We start from the raw sequence: 24,586 nt of genomic DNA, 5'->3' as shown, positions 1-24,586 counted from the left end.
TTCGTCCGGTGAAAGCACACGACCCCACGGGATTTGGATGCCTTCGAAACCCACGACCCGATGGCAGGTGAGCGGCTACCGCTTCCTGGTCCGTCGCATGGAGCACGCCCTGGTCCGCCGGGATGTGCGAATGCTGCACGATCCCATGCGCTCCCAGTCCCGCGCCTTCCTCGCCGGACTGATCCTCGCGAGTGTCGCGCTGGCGGGTTGCGGAGTATTGGCTCTGCTGCGGCCGCAGGACAGGATCGGGTCCACCAAGATCCTCATCGGCAAGGACAGCGGCGCGGTCTACGTGGTGCTCGACGATGTGGTGCACCCGGCGCTGAACCTGGCCTCGGCCCGGCTGGCGGCGGGTGATGCGGTCAAACCGGCCACCGTCGACGAATCCGAACTGGCGAAGAAGCCACGCGGCCAGCTGCTCGGCATTCCGGGCGCGCCGACCTCCCTGGGGTTCACCGGAGGCGACGGCCGCGCCTGGACGGTGTGCGACGTGCTGTCGAACGACGGCAGCCGTACCCTCACCAGTTCGGTGCTGGTCGGCGAATTGGCGTTGGCGGACAAGGCTTCCGCGCTGGAGCCGGGGCGGGCGCTGCTGGTGCGGGGGCGCGATCACACGTATCTGGTCTACGACGATCAGCGCGCCCGGATCGATCTCGACGAGCGCGCGGTGGTCGACGCGCTGGACCTGCGCGGGCAGACGCCGCGGCCGATCAGTGCGGGGCTGCTCGACGCCATTCCGGAGGTGCCGCCGCTGGTTCCGCCGCTGATCGAGAATGCCGGGGCCGCACCGGGGTACGCGCTCGGCGACCACCGCATCGGCGATGTGGTGCAGGTGCGGACCGACGGCAAGTACTACGCGGTGCTGGCCGACGGGCTACAGCCGGTGTCGGCGCTGACCGCCGACATCATTCGCAATACCTACCGCTCCAGCGTCGCCGACACCTTTATCGCACAGGCCGATCGCACGGGAGCGCCGGTCTCCTCGGAGCTGCGGGTGTCGACGTATCCGGCGCAGGCCCCGACTCTGGTGGACGGCAAGGACCAGCCGGTCGACTGCCTGTCCTGGCGGCCGGTCGGTTCCGCCGATACCTCCGACGGCAGCAGGCGCGCCGAAGTGTCCGTGCTCACCGGGCATGCCGTCCCGATCCCCGACCGCGCTCGGCCGGTGCCGCTGGCGCAGGCCGACGGCACCGGGCCGAATGTGGACAGCTTCCATATGCAGCCGGGGGCGGGCGCGTACGTGCGGTCCACCGGGATCGAGCCGGACAGCCAGCGCCGGGACAGCCTGTTCTTCGTGTCCGACTACGGGGTTCGGTTCGGCATCCGGAATCTGGACGCCGCCAAGGCCCTGGGGATGGATCCGGCGAAGGTGCGGCCCGAGCCCGTGCCGTGGCCGATCCTCGGGCTGCTCGCGCCCGGGCCCGCCCTCAGCCGGGAGGGTGCGATGGTCGCCCACGACGGCGTCGCGCCCGACCCGAATCCGGCCGAGGAGCCGGTGAAAACGCGAGGGCCCAGCGCGAACTGACGTCAGCTGTCGCGGTTGCCGAACCTGCGGCGCAGCGGGAACGAGGCGAGGAATCCCAGAACCAGTAGTAGCGCCACCACTCCACTGCCGATCAACGCCACATCGCGTGCCGTGTTGTCCGGCGCCGGAGCAGGTTCGGGCAATGGGAGCTGCTGATCCCGTGCGTCGGCGGGGTGCTTGGGCCGGAGTTCCTTGCGTACCTCGGCGGTCAGCGCGGCCACGGGATCGACCGTGCCGTAACCGATGTACGGATTCCAGCCCTCACCGGGGGCGTGCGCCGTGGCCTCGATCCGTTCGATCACCTCGTCGGCCCGCATGTCCGGGTACCGCGCCCGCACCAGCGCGGCGACACCCGCGACCTGCGGTGCGGCGAAACTCGTTCCGCTGTAGGGCAGCACCTGCCCCTGATTGGTCACCTTCGCGGTGGTGAGCCCGGTATCGCGGGGATCGAGCGAGACGATGTTCTCGCCCGGCGCGGCCACACCCACCCACGGACCCGGGACGGTGAACTTCGACGGCTGACCGAAGGCGTCCACCGAGCCCACCGACAACACGTAGGCGTCCCACCACGCCGGGACCACGTAGGACGTGACGTGCTCCCACGGATCGCGGTCGGGGTGCACCGGATCCGGGCCGGGATTGCTCGCCTTGCAGGTGTCGGTATTGCCCGCCGAGGTCACGATGACAACGTCCTTCTGGACCGCCGCGTACTGCACGGCCGCGCCCAGCGCGCCCATCTCGGCGCTCGCCGGTTCGGCGGTGGGGCAGGCGACCAGGGAGATATTGATGACCCGCGCGCCCGCGTCGGCCGCCCGCCGCACGGCCGAGGCCAGCGCGGAGATCTTGCCGTAGCCGTCGGGCATATCGTCCGGACCCTTCTCCCGGCCCGCGCTCTTGGCCTGGTAGAGCGCGCTGGTCTGGCGGATGGTCATGACGCGGGCCTCCGGCGCGACCCCGGAGAAGCCCTGCCCGCCCACCTGGGTGGCCGCGATCAGGCCCGCCACGATGGTGCCGTGGGCGTCGCAGTCCTCGGTACCGTCGCCACCCGTGGCCACGTAATCGCCCTCGGGGATGAGTCCGGGCAGACGGGGGTGCGGGGACACGCCGGTGTCGATGACCGCCACCAATTGCCCTGCGCCACGAGTGAATTGCCATGCCCGGGGCAGATCCAGGGTGCGCTGGGTGGCCGGGACGGTCGGACCGTCACCGCCCGCCTGGGTGCTGAAGCAGGGGGAGTTGGCGGGATGCTCGGTCTGCGTCGGCGGGGTGGCCGGGCCGCCCGGGGGTAGCAGGCCCGCGTCGATGGGCGGCGGCCGGTCGGCGTATGCGACGCCCTGTTCCGAGCCCAATCCGAACGACACCCCCAGCGCGAGTGCCGAAGCCGCCGTTGCGAATCGGAAGGTTCTGGTGCTCAGCGCTCTACCTTGCATGGCCGACCGCTGTCACAGTCCGCGCACGAGGGCGTAGAGGCCGGTCACCCAGAAGGCCAGCGGCGCAACGGCCGCCACGAAGCCGTACTCCAGCAACTCGACCGCACGGAGTACGGGCGGGGTCGCCTGCTGCCGCGGCACCAGGAAGCCCAGCACCAGCGCGGCCGCGAAAAGCGCGAGCGCCACGCCGAATACGGTGAGCGGCTGCCGCTGGGTGAGGGCCGCACCGATCAGTTCCAGCAGCACGACGGCCGCGCCGCCGGTGATGAGAACCACGGCCTGTTCCGCGCCCGCGTAGGTGCGGCTGCGGAACATCAGGACCGCCGCGCACACCAGGGCCAGAGCCAGGCCGGGCCAGAACGGCCGGGCGGCAGCCGGATCCACACTCGCCACCGCCCCGGCCACGACCACGAAGGTGGTGGCGGTGACGAGACCGGCCAGATAGTCGCGTGCCCGTTCGGATTTCGCGCGCAGCGCCTCCAGGGTAGGCAGGGCGCGGTGGTCGTCGGGATCGTCCTCGGTGGGATCGATGGGGGTGCCAGGCGCGGGCACCGGCGGCAGCGGCAACCGGGCCAGCAGCATGGAGAGCCTTGGGGCCAGCGACAATCCGGCCAGGCCGACCGCCGCGACACCGCCGCCGATGGCATGCGGCGGAAGATCGATGAGCAGGCCGACCAGGGTGGCCGGGATGGCGAAGACGGCCAGTGTCGCGGCGCCGATGAACAATCCGGGCCCGACGCCCGTCACCCGCCAGGTCAGCAGGGCGGTCGCACCCGCCAGCACCGAACCGAGAAGCGCGTTGGCCCAGCCGTAGTGGTCGGGGACGAACAGCAGGCCGGCGGTGAACGCGGTCGGCAGCGCGCAGCCGCCCAGTACCAGGGCGCTCGTGCGGTCGCGGTACATGCGGGCGAGCACGGTGCTCGCGGTGACCAGCAGCAGGGTGACGGCGGTGGCCACGGTGGCGGTGATCCAGGCCGGAATGGCGTCGGAGGCGGCCAGCAGGCCGAAGCATCCGGTGAGCATGATGGCGACCGCCAGGACCGCGCCGGTCAGCCGGGCGGTCCGCGGCGACCAGCCGCGGAAGTGGTCGGCGTCGGCGATGGCGACGTTGTGCATGATGTCGTCGAAAAGCGGTGCGGGCGCGCTGTGTTCGGCGCTCTCCAGCATGAGCAGTTCGCCGTCGCGCACGCCCTGTTCGCCCAGGCTCAGGGAATTGGAGAAGGGCGGCTGCCCGACGCGAGCCAGCACCCAGTCGTGCGGCTCGATCTGCTCGCCGTCGAGGTCGAAGTCGTTGGCGCGGTTGTGCAGATCGACCATGTCGACCACGCTCGGAATGATCAGGGCCACCGGCACATCGACGGGAATGGCCATGTCGACCTGAGTGTGCTTGGCCAGAATGGTGACTCGCGCCAGATCCGGCGCGCGCACGGTGCCGCGGAAGTCCTCGAGGTGATCCGTCCGCGAGTGCGTCACGCCCGCACTGTACGGCATGATGGTTGCCGTCCGTACACTGACGGCCCGAACACCGGGGGAATTTCCGCGATGAGCACCGTACGGTTCCACCGCCGCCCGCGCCGGGAGATGCCGCGTTCGCCCGGCGGCGAAGTCACGCTGCAGCCGCCGCCGGAGATCCCGAGAGCGGTGCCCGCGAACCTCTTCGCGAAACTGATGCCGGTGGTGATGGGCGTCGGCATGCTCGGCATGGTGGTGCTGCTGTTCACCTCCGGCGGCGGTGCCGCGTCCAATCCGATGAGCCTCATGTTCCCGATGATGATGGTGTTCTCCATGGTCGGGATGTATGCGGGGCAGGGCGGCAAGGGGCAGAAGGCGGCCGAGGCCGACGAGGACCGCAAGGACTATCTGCGCTATCTCGATCAGGTGCGGCGGGATGTGGAGGTGACGGCCGGGCAGCAGCGGGCGGCCGTCGAATGGAGTCATCCCGAGCCCGGGCTGATCTGGATGCTGGCCGGGACCGCGCGGATGTGGGAGCGCCGGCCGGGGGACAAGGACTTCTGTCACGCCCGTATCGGGCTCGGTAGCCAGAGACTTGCTACGAGACTGGTCGCCCCGGAAACTGGGCCCATCGAAGAGCTCGAACCCATCGCCGCGGTCTCGCTGCGGCGCTTCGTGCGCACCCACGCCACCGTCCCCGACCTGCCGACCGCCCTCGCCGTGAAGGGCTTCGCCGCCGTCCAGCTCACCGGCGACCGCGCCCAGGCCCGCGATATGACCCGGGCCATGCTCCTGCAACTGGCCATGTTCCAAGGCCCTGACCAGGTGCTGATCGCCGTGGTCTGCGGACCCGACACGGTCCGGGAATGGGAATGGACCAAATGGCTGCCGCACAGCCAGCATCCCGACTCCCAGGACGGGGTGGGCAGCGGGCGCATGGTCTACGGGTCCATTCTTGAGGCCCATGCCGATCTGAATCCGCTGCTGCACAATCGGGTTCGGTACTCCCGCAACCAGCCCGCAGACCCGGGGCTCGCCCAGATCGTGCTGGTGGTCGACGGCGGACTGCTCGAGGCCGAGGAAGATCCGCTGCGCGAGAACGGGTTCGAGGGCGTCACCGTCGTCGACCTGTGCGGCTACGCGGCCCGGCTGGCTGCCTCCCGGGGCATCCAGATGGTGGTGGAGAACGGTGAATGTGCCGGGCGCGGACCGTCCGGGGTGATGGAGCGCTTCGCCGTCATCGACCGGATCACCGCGCGCGAGGCGGAACAGGCGGCCCGGCGGCTTGCGCCCTACCGTGCCCCGGCCCCGCGCGTCGCCGAGACCGGCGGTGACGACGGCGAGGCGATCTCCAGCTGGGCGCACCTGCTGGGACTCGGCGATCTCGGAACGTTCACTTCCGAGACCGCATGGCGGCCGCGGTACGGCCGCGAACGACTGCGGGTGCCGTTCGGCATCGGGGCCGACGGGCAGCCGGTGGTGCTCGACATCAAGGAGGCGGCCGAGGGTGGCATGGGTCCGCACGGGCTGTGCATCGGCGCGACCGGCTCCGGTAAGTCGGAATTCCTTCGCACGCTGGTGCTCTCGCTCATCGCCACGCACTCGCCCGATCAGCTCAACTTCGTGCTGGTGGACTTCAAGGGCGGCGCGACCTTCCTCGGGCTGGAAGGGGTGGCCCATGTCGCGGCCATCATCACCAATCTGGAAGAGGAAGCCGACCTCGTCGACCGCATGCGCGACGCGCTCGCCGGGGAGCTGAACCGCCGCCAGGAACTACTGCGCGCGGCCGGGAACTTCGCGAATGTCTCGGAGTACGAGCGGGCCCGGGCGGCGGGAGCCGACCTCGACCCCGTGCCCGCGTTGTTCGTGGTGCTCGACGAGTTCTCCGAACTGCTGTCACAGCACCCGGATTTCGCCGACCTGTTCACCATGATCGGCCGCCTCGGGCGCTCGTTGCACGTGCACCTGCTGCTGGCCTCGCAGCGGCTCGAGGAGGGTCGGCTCAAGGGGCTGGAGAGCCACCTGTCCTACCGGATCGGCCTCAAGACGTTCTCCGCCAATGAATCCCGGCAGGTGTTGGGGGTGCCCGACGCCTACAACCTGCCCGGCAATCCCGGCGGCGGCTACCTGAAAGCCGATGCCGGGGAGATCCAGCGGTTCCAGTCCGCCTATGTCTCCGGGCCGTACACCGGTGGCGCGGTGCGGCGCGAGGCCGGGACGGTGACCCGCTCCGGCGAGGTCGACGTGGCCGCGCGACCGTTCAGCGCGGCACACGTGGAATTCCGTGCCGCCGACCGGATTCCGCTGCCGGAGTGGCCGGAACCGGTGAGCGCGCCCGCCGAATCGGACCAGATCTCCAACCTCCAGATGCTGGTGTCGCGGGTGCGCGGGCACGGGCGGCCCGCCCACGAGATCTGGCTGCCGCCGCTCGGCGACGCGCCCACCCTGGATCGGCTGCTGCCGCGGTCCGTCCTCACCGGCGACTGGAACCCGCTGGCGGCCCTGCGCGCCCCGATCGGCATCGTCGACCGGCCCTATGATCAGCGCCGTGATCCCATGGTGGTGGACCTGTCCGGATCGCGCGGCAACGCTGCCGTGGTCGGCGGCCCGCAGTCGGGCAAGTCGACCGCGCTGCGGGCGCTGGTGATGGCGATGTCGTTGACGCACACCGCCGAACAGGTCCAGTTCTATCTGCTCGACTTCGGCGGCGGCACCATGGTCGGCCTGGACGGGCTGCCGCACGTGGGCGCGGTGGCCAGCCGGATGGAGGCGGATCAGGTGCGGCGCACCGTGGCCGAGATGGTGGGCATCATGCGCCGCCGCGAGGCCGGCTTCCGGCGGCTGGGCGTGGAATCCATGGCCGAGTTCCGGCGGCTGCGCGCCACCGGGCCGGACGCCGGCGAGGCCGCGGCGGGCGTGTCGGAGGACCCGTTCGGGGACGTATTCCTGGTGATCGACGGGTACGGCGCGTTCCGGCAGGAATTCGAACTGCTCGACCAGACGGTCATGAACCTTGCCGCGCAGGGGCTTTCGTACGGTGTGCACATCGTCGTGTCGCTCAACCGCTGGGCCGAGGCACGGCCCGCGCTCAAGGATCAGATCGGCACGCGCGTCGAACTGCGGCTCGGCGACTCGATGGACTCGGACCTCGGGCGCAAGTTCGCGGCGCTGGTGCCCATGGGCCGTCCGGGGCGCGGCATGACCGCCGACGGGCTGCACATGCTGACCGCGCTCCCTCGGGTGGACGGCGACCCGGACCCGGCATCGCTGGGAACCGGAGTGGCGCAGGCCGTTTCGGTCATCGCACAGCTGACTCCGGGGCGATCCGCGCCCGCGGTGCGCATGCTGCCCGAGCGGTTGCCGCGCGCGGACCTGCTGCGAGCGGCGGGAGACTGGCCCGCGACCGTGGACCGCTCCCGGCCGTGCCTCAGCTTCCCGCTCGGCATCGACGAGGCGCAGCTGGCCCCCGTGTTCCTGGATCTCGCGACGAGCCAGCACTTCGTGATCATCGGCGACTCCGAATGCGGCAAGACCACCGTGCTGAGGTCACTGACGCAGTCCATCTGCGCGGCCAACACCACCGATCAGGCGCGCATCATCATGGGCGACTACCGGCGCACCATGCTCGGCACCGTCCCGCAGGGCTACCTCGCCGGGTACGGCACCACCGCGCCGCAGTTCACCCGGAACATGGCCGACCTGGCCGCCTACGTCACCCAGCGCATGCCCGGACCCGACGTGACCCCACAGCAGCTCAAGGACCGATCCTGGTGGCAGGGCCCGGAACTGTACGTCATCGTCGACGACTACGACCTGGTCGCCAATGCCAGCGGAAACCCGTTGCACGCCTTGGTCGACCACCTCGCGCACGCCCGCGATCTCGGCTTCCACCTGATCCTGGCCCGCCGCTCCGGCGGTGCGGGCCGGGCCATGTACGAGGCCACCCTCAACCGCCTCAAGGAACTCAACTCCGCGTCCCTCATCATGAGCTGCGGCCGCGACGAGGGCGTCCTCTTCGGCAACACCCGCCCCGTCCTCATGCCCCCGGGCCGCGGCACCTACGGCACCCGCGCGGGCGAGGGCCTCATCCAAACCGACTGGCTGCCACTCGCGGAGCCGTGATCACGGAGAGCGGGCCCGGGCGCACTGCCCGGGCCCGCTCTCCGGAAAGTGTTGTGAATTCTCAGAAGAGGCTCGCGAGGGCCGTGTCCTTGGCCTGGAGTTCGGCATTGCCGGTGCGGACCAGGGTGGCCGCGCCGTTCAAGGTGGTGTTGAGCTGGAGGACGTGCTGGTTCCACAGGCGCTGGAGGTCGGCGAACGCGTCGTTGGCGTCACCCTTCCAGTTGTTCCGCACGAACTCCTCCACGGTGCGGTGGAAGGCCTCGAGCTGGTCGCGGATGGCCTCCGCGCGGCGGAGGATCGAATTCGCGCCGTCGGCGACGCCCTCGAAATGGGCGGAGATGATCTGGCCGTCGACTGCTGCCATGGTGAACTCCTTTGCCAATTGTCCGGAAAGAACGAGGGGTGGCCGAGTGGCTAGACAGCCGGGAGGTCGAGGCTCGTGATCTGGGCGTTGACCTTGGATTCGTAATCCTTCTCGTGCTCTTCGTAATTCGAGCCGACCTTGATCAGTGTCTCGGCGGTGTGCATGAGCTTGTCGTTGAGCTTGTCGGCCTGGAAGTAGTAGCGCCGCATGAACGCGTTGAACGCGTCGGCCGCGCCGCCCCGCCAATTCGAGCCGGCGACCATATTGTCCTCGTCGCGCTTCAGATCGGCGATGGAGTGCATGAGCATGTCGTGGGTCTTCTGGAACTCCTGGGCCTTGGCCTGGATGAGCTCATTACTGGCTTCGAATGCACCGGCCACGGTGCCTCCTTCCGATTCGCGGGGCGGACGACCTCTTGGTGATTGGACGTCGGTCACGCCCCGCCGGTTCCACCCCGTGCGCAGCTGTGCGCAGCGCACCGCTGCTACCAGGTGCTGTTCGCGAACAATGCGTATTGGGCGGCGGCCCGCTGATGGGCGTCGGAGATCTGATCGGAGTCCACCACGGCGGTGTACTGGCGATAGCTGACCGTGCACCGGAAGCGTTTGGCGCGGGTGAGACTGGAGGCCGGAGCGTCGGCGGATTGTCCGCACTTCCCGTCCGGGAATCCGGCCGGTGCGTCCGCGACGCCCGAATAGCCGTGTTCGAGAACGGCGGTGGCGAGTTGTTTCGCGGCTTGCGCGTCCCGGGTGCGGAAGAGCATGGCCGGACCGTCGTAGCTTGCGCCCGCGATCGAGTAACGATCGATTCCGGTGTCGGTGACGACCCGCCGCCAATACGCCTGATCGGCGACCCGATGCAGGAAGCCGCGCGGCTCGGCCACGGCCAGCGTCTGGAAATCGGGGAGGAAACTGTCGCCGGGATTGAGGGTGCGGCGCAGCATGTGGTCCGCGTCGAACGGCAGGCGCAGCACGCCCTCCGGAGTCAACGGCGGCAAGGAATCCAGGAGCGGAACTTGCGCGTCGAGGACCTTCGTGGCGAGCGCGGTCAGCTTCGGCAGCTCCGGATCCGGCACACCGACATAGGCGTTCACGACGTAATTGCCGTGCGCGATCGTCGATCCGATGCTGGCGACGCCGGGCCGCCAATGCGTGTGGGCGTCGGGATATTTCGGCAGCGCGACCCGTTCGTTGACGTCCGGGGCCACCGCGAAGTCGGCCTCGTCCAACTCGGTGGCGGCCTTGGCGGCGGTCGCCGCGTCGCGGAACTGGAGGACGGTGACCGTGGTGAAGGAACTGCCCTCCACGGTCTTGCCGGACTTGTCGGGCTGTTTGTCGGTGTGGCCCACCGAGAGCCCGAACATCATCTTGTTCGCGTCGAGCACCGGCGCGGTGACGTCGGCCAGCACCCGGGTGGCGGTCTCGGTACTGATCATCGATACCGCGCCGGTGCCGAAGGTGAAGGCCGGGTCGATGTCGGCGCCGTTCACCACGTGGTCGGCCAGGCGTTGCGTCGCCAGCTCGATCGCCAGCCGCATGCGCGGGTTGTACTCGTAGCGCAGGTCCATCGGCAGGGTCGAGTACTTGCCGACATCCAGTGTGCGGATATCGATTTCACCCGGGGTCGCCGTGCCGGTGACGGCCGAACCGCAGCCCGCCACCGCCGCCGCGGTGATCGCGAGCAGAGCGGTCATTCGAAAACGCGAGATCATTCCCGTCCCCTCCCGATCACTTTTCCGCATTGACGAACAGGGCGTACTGCGCCGAGATCCGTTGCTGCGCATCGAGCAACTGACTCGCCGCCACCTCCCCGGCGAAGCGGCCGTGGGTGACGTAGCAGTAGTAGGCGATCGAGAAGCGCTGCGGCCCGGTGTACTTGCGGCACTGGGCATTCGGCAGGTTCGCGGGGGAGTCGGCGGGCCGGAAGGTGCGCGAGGTGCGGGCGCGCTCGGCCACGATGTCCGCGGCCCCGGCGGCGTCGCGGGCGCGGAAGACGTAGCCGCCGTTGAACGCCACCCGGTCCACGCCCGCCTTCTCGAACAGCGCGGCGTTGTCGTCGCCGGGGAAGATCTGGAGCCCGCCGTGCCGGTCGTAGACGCCGGGGATGCCGCGCTCGGACTGATCGTCGACGACGGTGCGCAGCGTCCGCCCGAGCACGCCGTCCAGGTCGACGGGCTGCTCGGTCAGCTGATCCGGCGCGACGGCCGGGAACCTCGCCAGCGCGCCCGGGATCACGTCGATGCCGAGCTGGACCCGCGCCAGCAGCGCGGCCGGGTCGCTGATCTTGGTCTCCGCCATCACGTCGTCCCACACGTAGCCGAAGATGACGAATCTGCCGGTGGCGTACCAGGATCGGACGGTGGCGTTGAAGTCGTAGGACTTGTCCAGGTAGACGAACGCGTCCGGGTACTTGTCGAGGTGCAGGCGCTCGCTCGGGGCGGCGTCGAAATCGGCCTGGCCCAGCGCCTGCGCGGCCGCCTTCGCCGCCGCGTCGTCGGTGAAGATCAGCACGGTGTTCGCGAACTCGTACGACAGGCCCGCCGATCGGTCGGAATTGCCGGTGGTGACGTAGCCGGACAGGAAGCCCGGCGCGGCGGCCCGCAGGTCGGCGGCCTTGGCATTGGTGCGGATCTTCATGGCGCTGGAACCGAAATCGATGAACGGGCGGATCGCGCCGTTCACCGCGGCCGCGGGATATTTGACCGCCGGGTTGATCTCCGAGGGCAGCGGCAGGTAGTTGGCCAGCCGCTCGGCCTGCACGGCGCGGCCGAGTTCCTTGCTCTCGGCCTTGTCGTACTTCTTGGGCTGGGTGATCAGGTTCCCGGTATCGAGCTTGGCCAGGTCGATGACGGGCTCGGCGGGGGCGGTGGGCCCCGGATCCGAGCCGCAGGCGGCGGTCATCACCACCGTGACGGCGAAAGCCGCGGACATGGCTGCGCGCACGCGCTGGCGCATGGGTTCCCCTCCCCAGAGCTGACTGACGCGCAAAACCCTACTTGATCCGGTTGTGCAGGACCGGTACCAGTTTGGTGAGCAGGGCCGGACCGGATTCGGGGGTCCAACTGCGGATCGCCGCGACCGCGGACGCGTCGTCGACCGGCACCACGATGGCGCGGGAGCTGGTGATCTCGCTGGGCAGGCCGAGCAGGCCGCCGCCGCCCGCCTTCGCGTCGCTGCGGACCGCGATGACGTACGAGTTGTCGGTCACCTTCAACGAGCCCCACCCGGAGGAGGGGCGCGGGGAGGTCTCCCCGGCCTCGGGCTGGTACTGGGCGTTGTAGACGAAGCCCAGGCTCTCCAGGTATTTCGCCTGATCACTGCCGGTCAGGTAGATGCTGTACTTGGTGTTGTAGTCGTCGCCGGTCACGTCGACGAGGGTGACGGACTTGCCCTGGAACGCGGGATTGTCCTTGCGCGCCTGGTCCACCGAGTTCGGGACCGTGTTCGCGGCCGGGGCCGCGCCGGCGGAAGTCGTCGCGGCGGAACCGGTCTCGCTGCCGCCGCTGGCGACGATGCCGATGCCGACGGCCACCGCGGCCGCCACCGTCGCCGCACCGATACCCAGGTAGATCCGGGTCCGATTGCGCGGCGGCCGCACCAGCTCCAGCTCGGTGGGCTCGGACGCGGACACCGGTATGCCACTCTGGGTCGCACCGCCCGGGAGCATGCCCGGCGGCGCGATCTGGATCGGATAGGTCGGAGAAGTATTGGTGGACACCGGGTTGTAGCCCGGCACCAGCGCGGCCGTGGCGGCTTCGGTGAACTCGCGGCAGGAATTGAAACGCTCGGCCGGGTTCTTCGCCATCGCCCGTGCGAAGACCTGATCCAGCGCGGCGGGCAGATGCGGGTCGACATCGGTGGCGCGCGGCGGCGGCTCGTGGAGGTGGCCCATCATGACCAGCGCCGGTTGCGTTGCGGGATACGGGTTCCGGCCGGTCAGCAACTTGAAGAAGGAGCAGCCCAGGCTGTAGATGTCGGCGCGGTGGTCCAGCGGCAGCCCGGATAGCTGCTCCGGCGGCGCGTAGGCGATGGTGGCGACGAAGCTTCCGGTCTGGGTGAGCTCGGTGGTGTCCTCGGTGGACTTGGCGACCCCGAAGTCGGCCAGCAGGGCGCGCTCGTCCTCACCGGCGGCGGTGGAGAGCAGGAAGTTGGCGGGCTTCACGTCGCGGTGCAGCAGGCCGCGCCGGTGCGCGTAGTCCAGGCCGCGGCCGATCTGGGTGACGATGGACAGCGCCCGCAGCGGCGGGATGGCGGTCGGATCGCGCTTGAGCTCGGCCGAGGCGTCGGTGCCCTCGACATACTGCATGGCGATCCACAGCTGCCCGCTCTCCTCGCCGCGATTGTGCACGGCGACGATGTTCGGGTGGTCCAGGCCCGCAACCACATTGGCTTCGCGTTCGAAGCGGCCGCGGAACTCCTCGTTGCTGGTCAGCTCGGCGGAGAGCACCTTCAACGCGTCCATGCGCGGCAGCTCCGGATGCTTGCCCAGATACACGGTCCCCATGCCGCCCGAACCCAGCACGCGAATGATCCGATAGCCGCCGACGATGGTGCCAGGACTCATCGCCATCGCATCGTCTCCTGGATCCTCGCCGGACGCAGCGGCTCCCCCCGCTGCTCTCCGCGACTGTAGCCGGTGCCGGACGGGCACGTAACCTGGTGGCTGTGCTGAAGGATCCCTGTCGCGTGCTTCCCGGGGGCCGGTTCCCGTGATGGATCGGCAGGTCGAGGTGGTCGCGGGCGGCCATGCGCTGAGCCGGGTGGCGGGAGCGGTGATCCTGGTCGCGCATCGGGAGCGGGGCGCGATCACGCCCGAATCGCGGGCCGTGACGGCGGTGCGGGCGCTCGGGGACCTGGTCGCCGACGCCACCGATCTGGTCCCGGACGGGCCGGGCCGGCAGATCGCGCGGCAGGCCACCCGCTGGCTGATGAAGGAGGCCGAGCGGATCTCGCCCGGACAGCCCATCGAATTCGGCATCCTGTCCACCGCCGACACCGGCGGACTGGCCATCTTCCTGCACGGATCGGTGACGGCCGTGCTGGCCGGAACAGCGGTCGAGTACTACCGCGGCAGCGACGCCGCCTTCACCGTGGACCGGGTCGCCGCGCCGCCCGCGCGGGCCGCGGCCCTGTTCATCGACGAACCGCGGCGGCGGGCGCCGGAACTGCCCGAGCGCGGAATCGGCTCGCTCGTGGAGGGACTCGCGCCCGCGGCGGGCGCGGTGGTGTGGTTCGAGGGCGAACCGGTGGTGTCACGCACCCCGGCGCGTCCGGCGGGGGCCCGGCACCGGGCCGCGGAACCGCCGCCGCCCACGGCCGCCTTCGACGCCGAACGCGATCCCGAACCCGAACCGCCGCCGGTGGACCCGGACCTGATCCCGACCCGCACCTCCAATCGGATTCCCGCGAACCTGGATCCCGCCCCGGCGGACCCGGTCACCGAGGGCATTCCGGCGACGCCGGATCTGCACCACGCGCCCACCGAGATGGGCGGAGCGAGCGAGCTGAGCGGCACCAACCCCGCGCCCAAACCCGATCCGGACCTGCAGCGACGGCTCGAGGCTACCGCCAAGGCGACCGCGCTCACCGCGAAGGTGCTCGGATTCAAATGCGCGCGTGCGCATCCCAGCGATCCGCGGGCCGCCTTCTGCACCGTGTGCGGCATGCCGGTGGATCAGACCCAGCACGTGTCCGAGGTGATCCGGCCGCCGCTGGGCATGCTGGTGCTCGATGACGGCATGACTTTCATGTTGGCGGCCGACGCCGTGGTGGGCCGCGATCCCGAACTGTCCGAACCGGCCCGCGCGGGCCTGCTGCCGCTGCGCATCGACGACAGCTCCGGCGGCATGTCCCGGGCGCACGCCGAGATCCGGCTGGTGAACTGGGATGTCACCATCGTCGACCGCGGCTCCACCAACGGCACCCGGGTGCGCCCGCCCGGATATCGCGATTGGGTTCGGCTGCAACCGAATCAGCCGTTCACCCTGGTGCCGGGCGCGGAGATCATGCTGGGCAACCGGGTGCTGCGGTTGGAGCCGGTCGCGCCGCCGCCCTTCGGGTAGGACGCGAGAACTCCCGCGCCCCTAGGTGTATCGGGAGTAGCAGATCTCCTGATTGGCGCCGAGCACGCCCGCGCGGAAGGCGTCCACCCGGGAGAAGCCGCTGGGCACCGTCTTGCCGTCGGTGTCGCTGGCGGCCAGGCCGTCGGTGAGCAGGCCGGAGACCGCCTCGTCCAGATCGCCCGCGGACAGCGAGATGCCGCCGGACGCCTTGCGGCTCGGGTCGGCCAGTTTCCCGGAGATCACCCCGGACAGGCAGGCCGCGCGCAGGCCGGTCTTCGCGCCCTTCAACGGCAGTCCGGCGGCGTGCTGCACGGCGAGGGTGTAGCGGGAGATGAAGACGATGTACGCGGTGAAGTCGCCGGTCACATTGGCGGGCAAGGCGTCCTGGTCGTCGGCATTGGAGACGCCGCGGTCGTGCAGCGCGGGCACATCGGTGCCGATCCGATTGGTGGCCGGGCAGTAGGTGACCGGCACGGTGTCGGCGCCGTTGCGGCAGTTCAGCTTCGCGGTGTCGTAGCCGTATTCGGGCTCGGCGCGCACCGGCATGATGGTCGCCATCGCCTTGGCCAGCTCCTGCAAGCTGGACTGGGTCACCTCGGACTGGCCGTGATTGGCGTCGTTGCCGAGGGTCTGCGGCAGATCGCCGCGGCGGCGGTCGATCTCGTTCTGGTCGATGGCCTTACAGCCCTTGGCCCCGTCGGTGAAGCCGATCTGCACGGCCGTCACCCGCTCGAACGCCGAACCGTGCACGCTCTGCGGATCGTCGGGATCGGCGTCGCGGAAGGCGACGGTCGCGGCCAGCACCGCGTTCAAACCGTCGGAGGTGTTGATCGTGAAGTGCGGGGCCTTGCCCTCGGCCACATTCCGGATGAACGCGCCCGCGAAGCAATCCGCCTGCTGCTCCTTGACGATGGTCGGGGTGCGGCGGCCGACCAGTTTGGCCATCTCCTGAATGGCGTGCCCGTACTCGTGGGCGAGCACCATGACCACCGACATCTTCCCGAACTCGTCGGCCACCGCGGGCAGCAGCACCCCGCGATCCCAGCCCACCGAACCGTCCAGCCGGCAGTAGGCGGCGTTCACGAGCCGGTAGCTGGTCTCGCCGCAGAACTGCCCGGCCTGCGAGCGCGGCGTCTTGGCGTTCCAGGAGATGAAATGGTCCACCGGCGTGAAGGCGCCGCCGAACTCGCGCGGAAACTCGCCCTGCCAATAGGTCTGGATGTCGTCGAGCGCGTTGAGCACCAGCTTGTCGATGCTGCCGCCGTCGGAGTTCTCCGCGGTCAGCGTCGAATCCGGGGCCCCGGAGCGGGGGCCGCTGGGACCGCCGGTGGTAGGCAGACCGGCCACCTTGAACGGGTCGTCGTAGATCGATACGGCCCGGCCGTGAATATTTCGTGTACATCCGGACAAGAGCGCGACCGCCACGAGCACTACGCCCAGCGTCACGAATACACGGCGAATCCCCGTGGACCGGCGCGTGCGCACCGCCTCCCCCCGGCCTCTCCCCACCTGTTCTCCCTCGCCAACCGATGCCGATCGTGTCCCGGAATCGGACGGACGGCCGAGAAGCGCGACGCCGGACTCCGGGGGCTTCAATTATCATCCCACCATGTCTTCACCGGGGGCGCAGCAGATCACCGTGCGTCATGATGGAACCGAACGGGTCTTCGACGCGACTCAGCAGATCACGATGGGCCGGGCGCCGGAGGTGACGCTGTTCGTCGACAGTCCACTGGTCTCCCGCGTGCACGCGATCCTCAGCTACGAGGCCGGATCGTGGATGCTCAGCGACAACGGCAGCACCAACGGCGTTTTCGTGGACGCCCGCCGGCTGACCACGCCGCTGGTGATCAACCGGCCCACCCAGGTGCGGCTCGGCGACGCCATCAGCGGCCCGCTGCTGCACCTGCTGCCGCAGCCCGCGCGCGGCGGCGGTGGCGCGCCGCAACCGCAACCGCAGCAGCGGCCCGCGCCGCAGAACCGGCCGCCGTCCCGGCCGCAGCCGCAGGTGCCGCAGGTCGGGCAGCCGCAGCAGGCGCAGCAGCCGTTCGCGCAGCGCCCGCCGGTGCAGCAGCGACCGCAGCAGGCCTGGCAGCCGCCGAACGTGGCCCAGCCCAACCAGAATCAGTGGAATCCGAACCGGCCGGTCTCGGGTCCGCAGCATCAGCAGCCGAATCCGGTGCCGCAGCGGCCGACTCCGCCCGTCGGCAACGCGGCCACGCCGAATGTGGTGCGCCCGCCGGTCAACCAGCCGCCGCAGGGCGGCGATCCCATCAACATGACCACCAAGGCGGACACCTCGGCGCTGCCGCCGATCCGCGCGCGGGCCTCCACCGCGGCCATCGCGCGCGCCGACCGGATCCCGCGCAACGGTCTGCACATCGGTCGCACCAGCGACAACGAGATCGTGGTCAACGATCCGATGGCCTCGCGCAAGCACGCGCGCCTGGTGCCCGACCGCGAGGGCCTCGCCATCGAGGACCTCAACTCCGCCAACGGCACCTTCGTCAACGGCCGCCGCGAACAGCGCGCGCTGCTGCGCGAACGCGACATCGTCACCATCGGTAACGTCGACTTCGTCGTGCAGGAAGGCACGCTCGTGCACCGGCAGCGGCCGGTCGCCGAACAGGGCCTGCACGTGCACGGCGTCTCGTTCACCGTCGAGGGCAACAAGCAGCTGCTCGTGGACGTGAACATGCAGGCCGGACGCGGATCGCTGACCGCGCTCATCGGGCCCTCTGGCGCGGGCAAGTCCACGCTGTCGAAACTCATTGCGGGAACCACGCTTCCGTCCGCGGGCGTGGTCACCTTCGAGGGCCGCAACCTGCACGCCGAATACGAGGCGCTGCGCTCCCGCATCGGCATGGTGCCGCAGGACGATGTGCTGCACCGGCAGCTCACCGTCAAGCAGGCGCTCAACTTCGCCGCCCAGCTGCGCCTGCCCCCGGACACCAGCAAGGCCGACCGCAAGCAGGTGATCGCCGATGTGCTGAAGGAGCTTTCGCTCACCCAGCACGCCGACACCCGCGTGGACCGGCTCTCCGGCGGCCAGCGCAAGCGCGCCTCGGTGGCCATGGAGCTGCTCACCGGCCCCTCGCTGCTCATCCTCGACGAGCCCACCTCCGGCTTGGACCCGGCGCTGGACCGCCAGGTCATGACCATGCTGCGGGAACTGGCCGACGCCGGGCGCACCGTCATCGTGGTCACCCACTCGGTGGCCTGCCTGGACATGTGCGACCAGGTGCTGCTGCTCGCGCCCGGCGGCAAGACCGCCTTCTGCGGGCACCCGGGCACCGTCGGGCACGTCATGGGCACCAGCGACTGGGCCGAGATCTTCGGCCGCGTCGACGCCGACCCGGACCTGGCCTTCGCGAATTTCCGCTCCCGCCAGGCCTTCGCGGAACCGCCCGCGCCGGTCAAACCGGTGGAGCGGGCCAAGGCGCCGAAATCCAGTGCCGTCAAACAGTTCTCGACCCTGGCGCGGAGACAGTCGCGGCTCATCTTCGCCGACCGCGGGTATCTGGCGTTCCTGTGCGTGCTCCCGTTCGTGCTCGGCGCGCTGTCGCTGGTGGTCAAGGGCTCGAGCGGATTCAAATCCGTCGGGTTCACCCAGCTGCCCAACGGCGACTTCGTACCCGCCAGCAATGGCGAGGCGCAACAGCTACTCGTGGTGCTGATCCTCGGCGCCTGCTTCATGGGCGCCACGCTCACCGTGCGTGACCTGGTCGGGGAACGGCCCATCTACCACCGGGAACGCGCGGTCGGATTGCGTTCGGGCGCATACCTGATGTCGAAGATCGTGATCTTCAGTCTGGCGGCGCTGCTGCAGTCCGCGGTGATGATCGGGATCGTGCTGGCGTTCAAGCCCGCGCCCGGGACCGGGCTGGTGTTGTCCTCGGGCACGCTCGAGCTGTATCTCGACGTCGCGCTGACCGCGGTGTCGTGTGTGGTGCTCGGCCTGGTGCTGTCCTCGCTGGCCAAGTCCAACGAGCAGGTGATGCCGCTGCTGGTGGTCGTCATCATGGCGCAGCTGGTGCTGTCCAGCGGCATGATCTCGGTGGCCGGCCAGACCGTGCTGGAGCAGCTGTCGTGGCTGTTCCCGTCGCGCTGGGGCTACGGCGCGGGAGCGTCGACGATCAATCTGCCCTCGATGTCGTCCATGCCGGAGGCGCAGAAGGACTTCCTGTGGAAGCACACCGTCGGGACCTGGGCCATGGACATCGGCGTCCTCGTCGGGATCACCGTGCTGCTGTCGCTGTTCACCTGGTCGCGTCTGCGCTTGAAGAAGCTGTCGGCGTGAGCGGGACCACACCCTGGCCTGGGTGCGAAGTAGTGATTCGGTCGCGCGCTCAACGTTGCGAGCAGGCAGACTGATGACTGTGACAGCGCGAGTTGGGGCAGTGCATCTCGGCTGGGACGTGGTGTCGGTGGCCGCCGGTGGCGGCGGTTCGCCCATCCGCCCGGTCCAGGTAGAGGGCTCGTACACCCCTCCCGCCTACCTGTTGGCGGACTCGTCCGGCCGGTTGCACACCGCGGGCGTGGATCGGCGGCCCGACGTCGGCATCGCCATCTCCGACGTCCGCGACATCATCGGGCACCCGCAGATCGTGGTGGCCGGGGCGACCTGGCCGGCCGAACTGGTGTTCCGGGCGCGCATGCACAACCCGCTGGCCTCGGTCATCGAGCACCTCGGGACGACGCCGGACGTGCTCGCGCTGCCCTACCCCGACGAATGGCCCGACCCCCAGGTCGACGAGTTCGTGCGGCTGGTGGAACAGCTCGGCGTGCCCGCCGAACCGCTGCCCGAATCGGTGGCGCTGTCGGGGTACGTGCGCGCGCTCGGACTGGTGCGGTCACCCGGCCGCGGGCCCGCCGTCGGCGCGGTCGGCGTGTATTCCGACGGGCGTGAATGCCTGGTGGTCGCGGTTCACGGCAATGACGACCAGCCCACCGAATCGGTCAGCGTCGCCATCACCGCCGAGGCGCTGCACGAGGCGCACGCCGCCGACAATGTGGTCATCGAGGTGATGGCCGCGGCGCGGGCCATCAATGCCGACACCTCCACGGTGTTGCTCACGGGCAATGTCTGTTTCAACGACGCGCTGCGGTTGGCGTTCCAGAACCACCTGGGCCATCGGTTCCAGGTGGCCGATCATCCGATGCACGCGCTCGTGCTCGGCGCGACCCACCTGCTGGTGGCCGACAGTGAGGGCGACCCCGCCTACGACCGGCCTCCCGCCGCGGATTCTCGGTCGGCCGGGGCGGAAGCGCGTCCGGTCGATCAGGGGCCGCGCCACGTCACCGGGGGCGGCGCCGTGGGGCAGCCGTTGCAACGCCAGCCCGAACCGCTGGCGCATCAGCCGGAATTGGTTCCCCGGCACATGGATTCACCGCCCGAGCCGGCCACGCAGCGACCCGGTACCGGCCCGCAGCCGGTGACCGAGATCGCGGCGGACGCGGGTTCCGGGCAGGGCGCGCAGCCCGCGGCGGATCCCTCCGCCGCGGGCGTGACCCGGCGCATCACCGCGCAGGAGGCCGCCCAGGGCGGCGCGACCGGCAACACCGGGCCCGGCGGGATCACCCAGCGGGTGACGGCCGAGGAACTCGCCCGGCTCTCCGCGCAGGCCGCGGGCGGCTCTGCCGGTGGCGATGCGGCGCAAGGGGTTACGCGGGGCCAGGACGGCCCGTCCACCGGTTCGCAGCCGGTGATCGGCGGCCGTGGCACGCTGCCGCCGGGGCTGGAAGGTGTCGGCGGCCGGTTCATGCGGCCGCCCGGTTCCCCGGCGGACGATCAGATGACGACGGTCCTGGGTGAGGGCGGGGCCCGGCAGGGCTACGCCCCCGAGGGCGGCCACGGGCCGGGTTCCGCGGGTGCGCAACAGGGTTCGGCCGGGAGCTACGGCGCCGGCGGACAGGGGCCGCAGGGCGGTGCCCAGGGTCCGCACGGCGGCCAGGGTTCACACGGTGGCCAGGGCACGCAGGGCGGTTACGGTCAGGGCCAGGGTGGCGCTTTCGGGCCGGGCGGTCCGACCACCGGCGGCTATCCGCAGCAGGGCGGCTCGGCGGGTCAATTCGGGCCCGGCACAGGCGGTCCGGGCTCGGCGGGCGGCTACGGCGCGGGCTACGGTTCGGCGAACGCTCCGGGCTCGGAGGGTTCGGCGCAGGGCGGTTACGGTCCCGTCGGCGCGCAGCCGGGCCAGGGCGGGCAGTACGGCGGCCAGCAGGGCGCTGCCGGGCAGTACGGCCAGGGTGGATACGGCTCGGGCGGTTACGGCGGCCAGGGTGGCTACGGCGGCGGCGGTTACCCGGCGGGTCCCTATGGGGCCGAGGGGGATACGTCCGGTTCGGGTCGCGGGAGTTTTGCTGGATCCGGCGGAAACGCTCCTGGTCAGCCCGGCGGGATGTACGGTGGGTCGATGTCGTCGGGGGTGCGTGGGTCGAATCCGCAAACGCCGGAAGATACCGCTGGGCAGTCGGATTCGGACACGGGATCCGACTCCGAGGGTGATCGCAAGCAGCGCAAGGGCAAGCTGTGGAACAAGATGCGCAAGCCGTTCGGCGCGCCCATCATCGTCGGCGCCGCGGCCCTGTCGCTCCTGGGCGCGCACTCGGATCAGCGCCAGGAACCCACGGCCGGATCCCCGGCGCCCGTCGGCGGGATGACCCGGGCCACCGATATCGAGCTGTCCCCGGTCGGTGAGAGCTGCGCGGTGACCCCGTTCGTCTCGGGGCTGCCCGGCTCCGGCGTCGCCACCATCGGCGACCCGCACAAGACGGACTGCGTGCGGTCCGGCATCGACACGCTCCGCTACACGCTGCCCGGCCCGGTGCGCGGGATCGACCCCGGCCCGCCGTTGCACATCTGACCGCCGGCCGGCGCATCCGCCGGTGGCGGGGCGCATCGGGCCGGTGGCAGAGGCGCCGGGGACCGATTCGAGGGTCCGCGGACCCCGCTGGTATGGTTGCTCGTTGGTGTGCGGTACGGCCGGGTTTCCGGCTGTCACACGAGCCCCGGGTCTCCACCGGCCGCCGGGATTCAGCTCGATCGCGTACTTGGCTGGCAAAACCTACGACAGACAGGGATGCACTGTGCCTACGTACAGCCCCAAGGGCGGTGACGTGACCCGCAAGTGGTACGTCATCGACGCCACTGACGTAGTGCTCGGCCGTCTTTCCGTGCAGGCTGCGAACATCCTGCGTGGCAAGAACAAGCCGACCTACGCCCCGAACGTCGATGGTGGCGACTTCGTCATCATCATCAACGCCGAGAAGGTTGCCATCTCCGGCAACAAGCGGCAGGACAAGGTCCTCTACACCCACTCCGGTCACCCGGGTGGTCTGAAGGGCCGTACCGTGGGCCAGATCCTGGACACCCGCCCCGACCGTCTGGTCGAGCGTGCCGTCAAGGGCATGATCCCGAAGAACAAGCTGGGCAACCAGATCATCGGCAAGCTGAAGGTCTACGCGGGCCCGAACCACCCGCACGCCGCCCAGCAGCCCATCCCCTTCGAGATCAAGCAGGTGGCCCAGTGACCGCTCCTGAGGAATTCAACGACGACTACGTCGTCGAGGACACCGCCGTGGAGGTCGTCGAAGAGGGTGACGGTTACGAGGCCGAGGCCGAGTACACCGAGACCTTCTCCGCCCCGGTCGCCATGGACCGTCCGGTCCAGACCGTCGGCCGCCGCAAGGAGGCCGTGGTCCGCGTGCGCCTGGTGCCGGGTTCCGGCAACTTCGTGCTGAACGGCCGCACCATCGAGGATTACTTCCCGAACAAGGTGCACCAGCAGCTGGTGAAGTCCCCGCTCGTCACCGTCGAGCGCGTCGAGACCTTCGACATCTACGCCCGCCTCGTCGGCGGCGGCCCGTCGGGTCAGGCCGGCGCCCTGCGCCTCGCCATCGCCCGCGCGCTGATCGAGGTCACCCCGGACGACCGTCCCGCCCTCAAGCGTGCCGGCTTCCTGACCCGTGACCCGCGTGCCACCGAGCGTAAGAAGTACGGCCTCAAGAAGGCCCGTAAGGCGCCTCAGTACTCGAAGCGCTGATATTGCGCCGTCAGGCTCTACCGTGCCCGGCCCCCGTGGGGACCGGGCACGGTACGGTCTACACGGCAACCTGTGCGAGAGCAGGCTCCCCGCAACGGTTTTCGGACCGGCTGGAAGCCTGCTCTCGTGCTGTATCCACCGAACTGCAGGGGTGTTGAGGTAATGGGACGTTTGTTCGGTACCGACGGTGTCCGCGGGCTCGCGAACGGGTCGCTGAGTCCGGAACTGGCGCTACAGGTTTCGGCCGCGGCCGCGCAGGTCTTGAGCCGCGGGAAGAAGCGCGCGGTTGCCGTCGTGGGACGCGATCCCCGCGCCAGCGGTGAGATGCTGGAGGCCGCCGTCACCGCGGGCCTCACCTCCGCGGGCGTGGACGTGCTGTCGGTCGGCGTGCTGCCGACGCCCGCCGTCGCGTACCTGACCGGCGTGTACGACGCGTGCCTCGGTGTCATGATCTCCGCCTCGCACAACCCCATGCCGGACAACGGCATCAAGATCTTCGCCGCGGGCGGGCACAAGCTGGACGACGCCGTCGAGGATCGGATCGAGGCGCTGGTCGCGGAGGGTGGCTTCACCCGGCCCACCGGCGCGGCGATCGGCCGCATCCTCGGACGCCCCGGCCTGGGCGGACACGTCTTCGACGTCAACGACCGCTACAGCCTCGAGGGCACCCACGAACGCTATGTCGAGCACTTGGTCCAGGCCACCGGCCGCGACCTGCGCGGGCTCACCGTCGTGGTGGACTGCGCGCACGGCGCGGCCTCCGAGGTCGGGCCCGCCGCCTACCGCGAGGCGGGCGCGACCGTCATCGCCATCAACGCCGACCCCGACGGCCTCAATATCAACGACGGCTGCGGCTCCACCCACCTCGAGCAGGTCCAGGCCGCGGTGCGCGCGCACGGCGCCGACCTCGGCCTCGCCCACGACGGCGACGCCGATCGCTGCCTGGCCGTGGACGCCACCGGCGCGGTCGTGGACGGCGACGCCATCATGGCCGTGCTCGCCGTCGGCATGCGCGACTCCGGCGACCTGGCGGAGAACACCCTGGTCGCGACCGTCATGAGCAACCTCGGCCTGCACATCGCCATGCGTGAGGCCGGAATCACCGTGCGCACCACCGCCGTCGGCGACCGCTACGTGCTCGAGGACCTCCGCAACGGCGGCTACACCCTCGGCGGCGAGCAGTCCGGGCACGTGGTGTTCCCGCGCTACGGCACCACCGGCGACGGCGTGCTCACCGGTCTCAAGCTGATGGCCCGGATGGCCGAGACCGGCAGCAGCCTGGCGGAATTGGCGGGCATCGTGAAGGTCGTCCCGCAGATCCTGGTGAACGTCCCGGTCACGGACAAGGCGGCCGTCGCCGTCGCGCCCGCGGTGCTGGAAGCCGTCGCGCAGGCCGAGCAGCTGCTGGGCGACACCGGCCGAATCCTGCTGCGCCCCAGTGGAACCGAGCAGCTGGTCCGGGTCATGGTCGAGGCGACCGATCCGGCGCAGGCCTCGCATCTGGCCGACCATCTCGCGAAGCTGGTCGAAGCCGTCTAGTCACCTCGTCGAGTGGCGCATCCGGGACTTCCCTCCCGGGTGCGCCAT

Annotated in this window: 16 protein-coding genes; 8 read left to right on the top strand and 8 right to left on the bottom strand. The window is 70.2% G+C overall.

What is annotated here, in order from left to right; all coding sequences use genetic code 11:
* Positions 1-37 precede the first annotated feature (37 nt).
* Entirely contained in the window at positions 38-1,525 is a 1,488-nt protein-coding gene (gene eccB / locus ACWEOI_RS00745) for a type VII secretion protein EccB (RefSeq protein ID WP_452358591.1), read from the top strand.
* Between the two features lie 2 nt (positions 1,526-1,527).
* Here the strand turns inward: eccB and mycP are convergent, their stop codons facing one another.
* On the bottom strand, positions 1,528-2,955 hold the full coding sequence (gene mycP, locus ACWEOI_RS00740) for a type VII secretion-associated serine protease mycosin (protein ID WP_452358590.1): 1,428 nt from the start codon (positions 2,953-2,955) through the stop codon (positions 1,528-1,530).
* A gap of 12 nt (positions 2,956-2,967) precedes the next feature.
* Positions 2,968-4,428: a type VII secretion integral membrane protein EccD gene (gene eccD / locus ACWEOI_RS00735; protein ID WP_452358589.1), complete on the bottom strand. Its 1,461-nt coding sequence runs from the start codon at positions 4,426-4,428 to the stop codon at positions 2,968-2,970.
* Positions 4,429-4,497: 69 nt separating this feature from the next.
* Here eccD and eccCa point away from each other — a divergent pair, with 69 nt between their 5' ends.
* Positions 4,498-8,529 (top strand): type VII secretion protein EccCa, encoded by a 4,032-nt coding sequence (gene eccCa / locus ACWEOI_RS00730; protein ID WP_452358588.1) that lies wholly within the window; start codon positions 4,498-4,500, stop codon positions 8,527-8,529.
* A gap of 61 nt (positions 8,530-8,590) precedes the next feature.
* Here eccCa and ACWEOI_RS00725 read toward each other — a convergent pair whose 3' ends face one another.
* The 5 genes from ACWEOI_RS00725 to ACWEOI_RS00705 all read right to left on the bottom strand — a co-directional run bounded on the left by ACWEOI_RS00725 (position 8,591) and on the right by ACWEOI_RS00705 (position 13,462).
* On the bottom strand, positions 8,591-8,893 hold the full coding sequence (locus tag ACWEOI_RS00725; protein WP_452358587.1) for a WXG100 family type VII secretion target: 303 nt from the start codon (positions 8,891-8,893) through the stop codon (positions 8,591-8,593).
* A gap of 50 nt (positions 8,894-8,943) precedes the next feature.
* Positions 8,944-9,273 carry a WXG100 family type VII secretion target gene (locus ACWEOI_RS00720; RefSeq protein ID WP_452358586.1) on the bottom strand — a complete coding sequence of 110 codons (330 nt, stop codon included), beginning with the start codon at positions 9,271-9,273 and terminating at the stop codon, positions 8,944-8,946.
* 104 nt (positions 9,274-9,377) lie between these two features.
* Positions 9,378-10,586 carry a DUF7373 family lipoprotein gene (locus ACWEOI_RS00715; RefSeq protein WP_433670775.1) on the bottom strand — a complete coding sequence of 403 codons (1,209 nt, stop codon included), beginning with the start codon at positions 10,584-10,586 and terminating at the stop codon, positions 9,378-9,380.
* 34 nt (positions 10,587-10,620) lie between these two features.
* A complete protein-coding gene (locus ACWEOI_RS00710) occupies positions 10,621-11,847 on the bottom strand; it encodes a DUF7373 family lipoprotein (RefSeq protein WP_452358585.1) in 1,227 nt (408 codons plus the stop codon).
* Positions 11,848-11,884: 37 nt separating this feature from the next.
* The gene (locus ACWEOI_RS00705; RefSeq protein WP_433670778.1) at positions 11,885-13,462 is read right to left on the bottom strand and encodes a protein kinase domain-containing protein; all 1,578 of its coding nucleotides are present in this window, start codon (positions 13,460-13,462) and stop codon (positions 11,885-11,887) included.
* 142 nt (positions 13,463-13,604) lie between these two features.
* On the opposite strand from ACWEOI_RS00705, the gene ACWEOI_RS00700 reads away from it, so the two are divergent.
* Positions 13,605-14,954 (top strand): FHA domain-containing protein, encoded by a 1,350-nt coding sequence (locus ACWEOI_RS00700; RefSeq protein WP_433670780.1) that lies wholly within the window; start codon positions 13,605-13,607, stop codon positions 14,952-14,954.
* Positions 14,955-14,975: 21 nt separating this feature from the next.
* Here the strand turns inward: ACWEOI_RS00700 and ACWEOI_RS00695 are convergent, their stop codons facing one another.
* Positions 14,976-16,394 (bottom strand): metallopeptidase, encoded by a 1,419-nt coding sequence (locus ACWEOI_RS00695; RefSeq protein WP_433673238.1) that lies wholly within the window; start codon positions 16,392-16,394, stop codon positions 14,976-14,978.
* Between the two features lie 169 nt (positions 16,395-16,563).
* Between ACWEOI_RS00695 and ACWEOI_RS00690 the strand changes: the two genes are divergently transcribed.
* The 5 genes from ACWEOI_RS00690 (at position 16,564) to glmM (ending at position 24,538) form a co-directional block, all read left to right on the top strand.
* A complete protein-coding gene (locus ACWEOI_RS00690) occupies positions 16,564-19,254 on the top strand; it encodes an ATP-binding cassette domain-containing protein (RefSeq protein ID WP_433670782.1) in 2,691 nt (896 codons plus the stop codon).
* A 79-nt stretch (positions 19,255-19,333) separates the two neighbouring features.
* The gene (locus ACWEOI_RS00685; protein ID WP_452358584.1) at positions 19,334-21,820 is read left to right on the top strand and encodes a hypothetical protein; all 2,487 of its coding nucleotides are present in this window, start codon (positions 19,334-19,336) and stop codon (positions 21,818-21,820) included.
* 223 nt (positions 21,821-22,043) lie between these two features.
* Positions 22,044-22,487, top strand: a complete 444-nt coding sequence (gene rplM, locus ACWEOI_RS00680; RefSeq protein ID WP_213557937.1) for a 50S ribosomal protein L13 — start codon at positions 22,044-22,046, stop codon at positions 22,485-22,487.
* On the top strand, positions 22,484-22,999 hold the full coding sequence (gene rpsI, locus ACWEOI_RS00675; protein ID WP_357088875.1) for a 30S ribosomal protein S9: 516 nt from the start codon (positions 22,484-22,486) through the stop codon (positions 22,997-22,999). Before rplM ends, rpsI begins: the two co-directional genes overlap by 4 nt.
* A 162-nt stretch (positions 23,000-23,161) precedes the next feature.
* The gene (gene glmM, locus ACWEOI_RS00670; protein ID WP_452358583.1) at positions 23,162-24,538 is read left to right on the top strand and encodes a phosphoglucosamine mutase; all 1,377 of its coding nucleotides are present in this window, start codon (positions 23,162-23,164) and stop codon (positions 24,536-24,538) included.
* Positions 24,539-24,586: the final 48 nt, after the last annotated feature.

The organism is Nocardia sp. NPDC004340 (assembly GCF_053602575.1).
The sequence above is the reverse complement of the archived record's forward strand: the minus strand, read 5'-3'. Positions and strand labels throughout refer to the sequence as shown.

Bases quoted from the DNA above. Each gene is read 5' to 3' on its own strand.
- eccB (WP_452358591.1), top strand. From the start codon at position 38: ATGCCTTCGAAACCCACGACCCGATGGCAGGTGAGCGGCTACCGCTTC.
- ACWEOI_RS00705 (WP_433670778.1), bottom strand. From the start codon at position 13,462: ATGGCGATGAGTCCTGGCACCATCGTCGGCGGCTATCGGATCATTCGC.
- ACWEOI_RS00715 (WP_433670775.1), bottom strand. From the start codon at position 10,586: ATGACCGCTCTGCTCGCGATCACCGCGGCGGCGGTGGCGGGCTGCGGT.
- ACWEOI_RS00700 (WP_433670780.1), top strand. From the start codon at position 13,605: ATGGATCGGCAGGTCGAGGTGGTCGCGGGCGGCCATGCGCTGAGCCGG.
- ACWEOI_RS00710 (WP_452358585.1), bottom strand. From the start codon at position 11,847: ATGCGCCAGCGCGTGCGCGCAGCCATGTCCGCGGCTTTCGCCGTCACG.
- eccCa (WP_452358588.1), top strand. From the start codon at position 4,498: ATGAGCACCGTACGGTTCCACCGCCGCCCGCGCCGGGAGATGCCGCGT.
- ACWEOI_RS00690 (WP_433670782.1), top strand. From the start codon at position 16,564: ATGTCTTCACCGGGGGCGCAGCAGATCACCGTGCGTCATGATGGAACC.
- ACWEOI_RS00725 (WP_452358587.1), bottom strand. From the start codon at position 8,893: ATGGCAGCAGTCGACGGCCAGATCATCTCCGCCCATTTCGAGGGCGTC.
- mycP (WP_452358590.1), bottom strand. From the start codon at position 2,955: ATGCAAGGTAGAGCGCTGAGCACCAGAACCTTCCGATTCGCAACGGCG.
- glmM (WP_452358583.1), top strand. From the start codon at position 23,162: ATGGGACGTTTGTTCGGTACCGACGGTGTCCGCGGGCTCGCGAACGGG.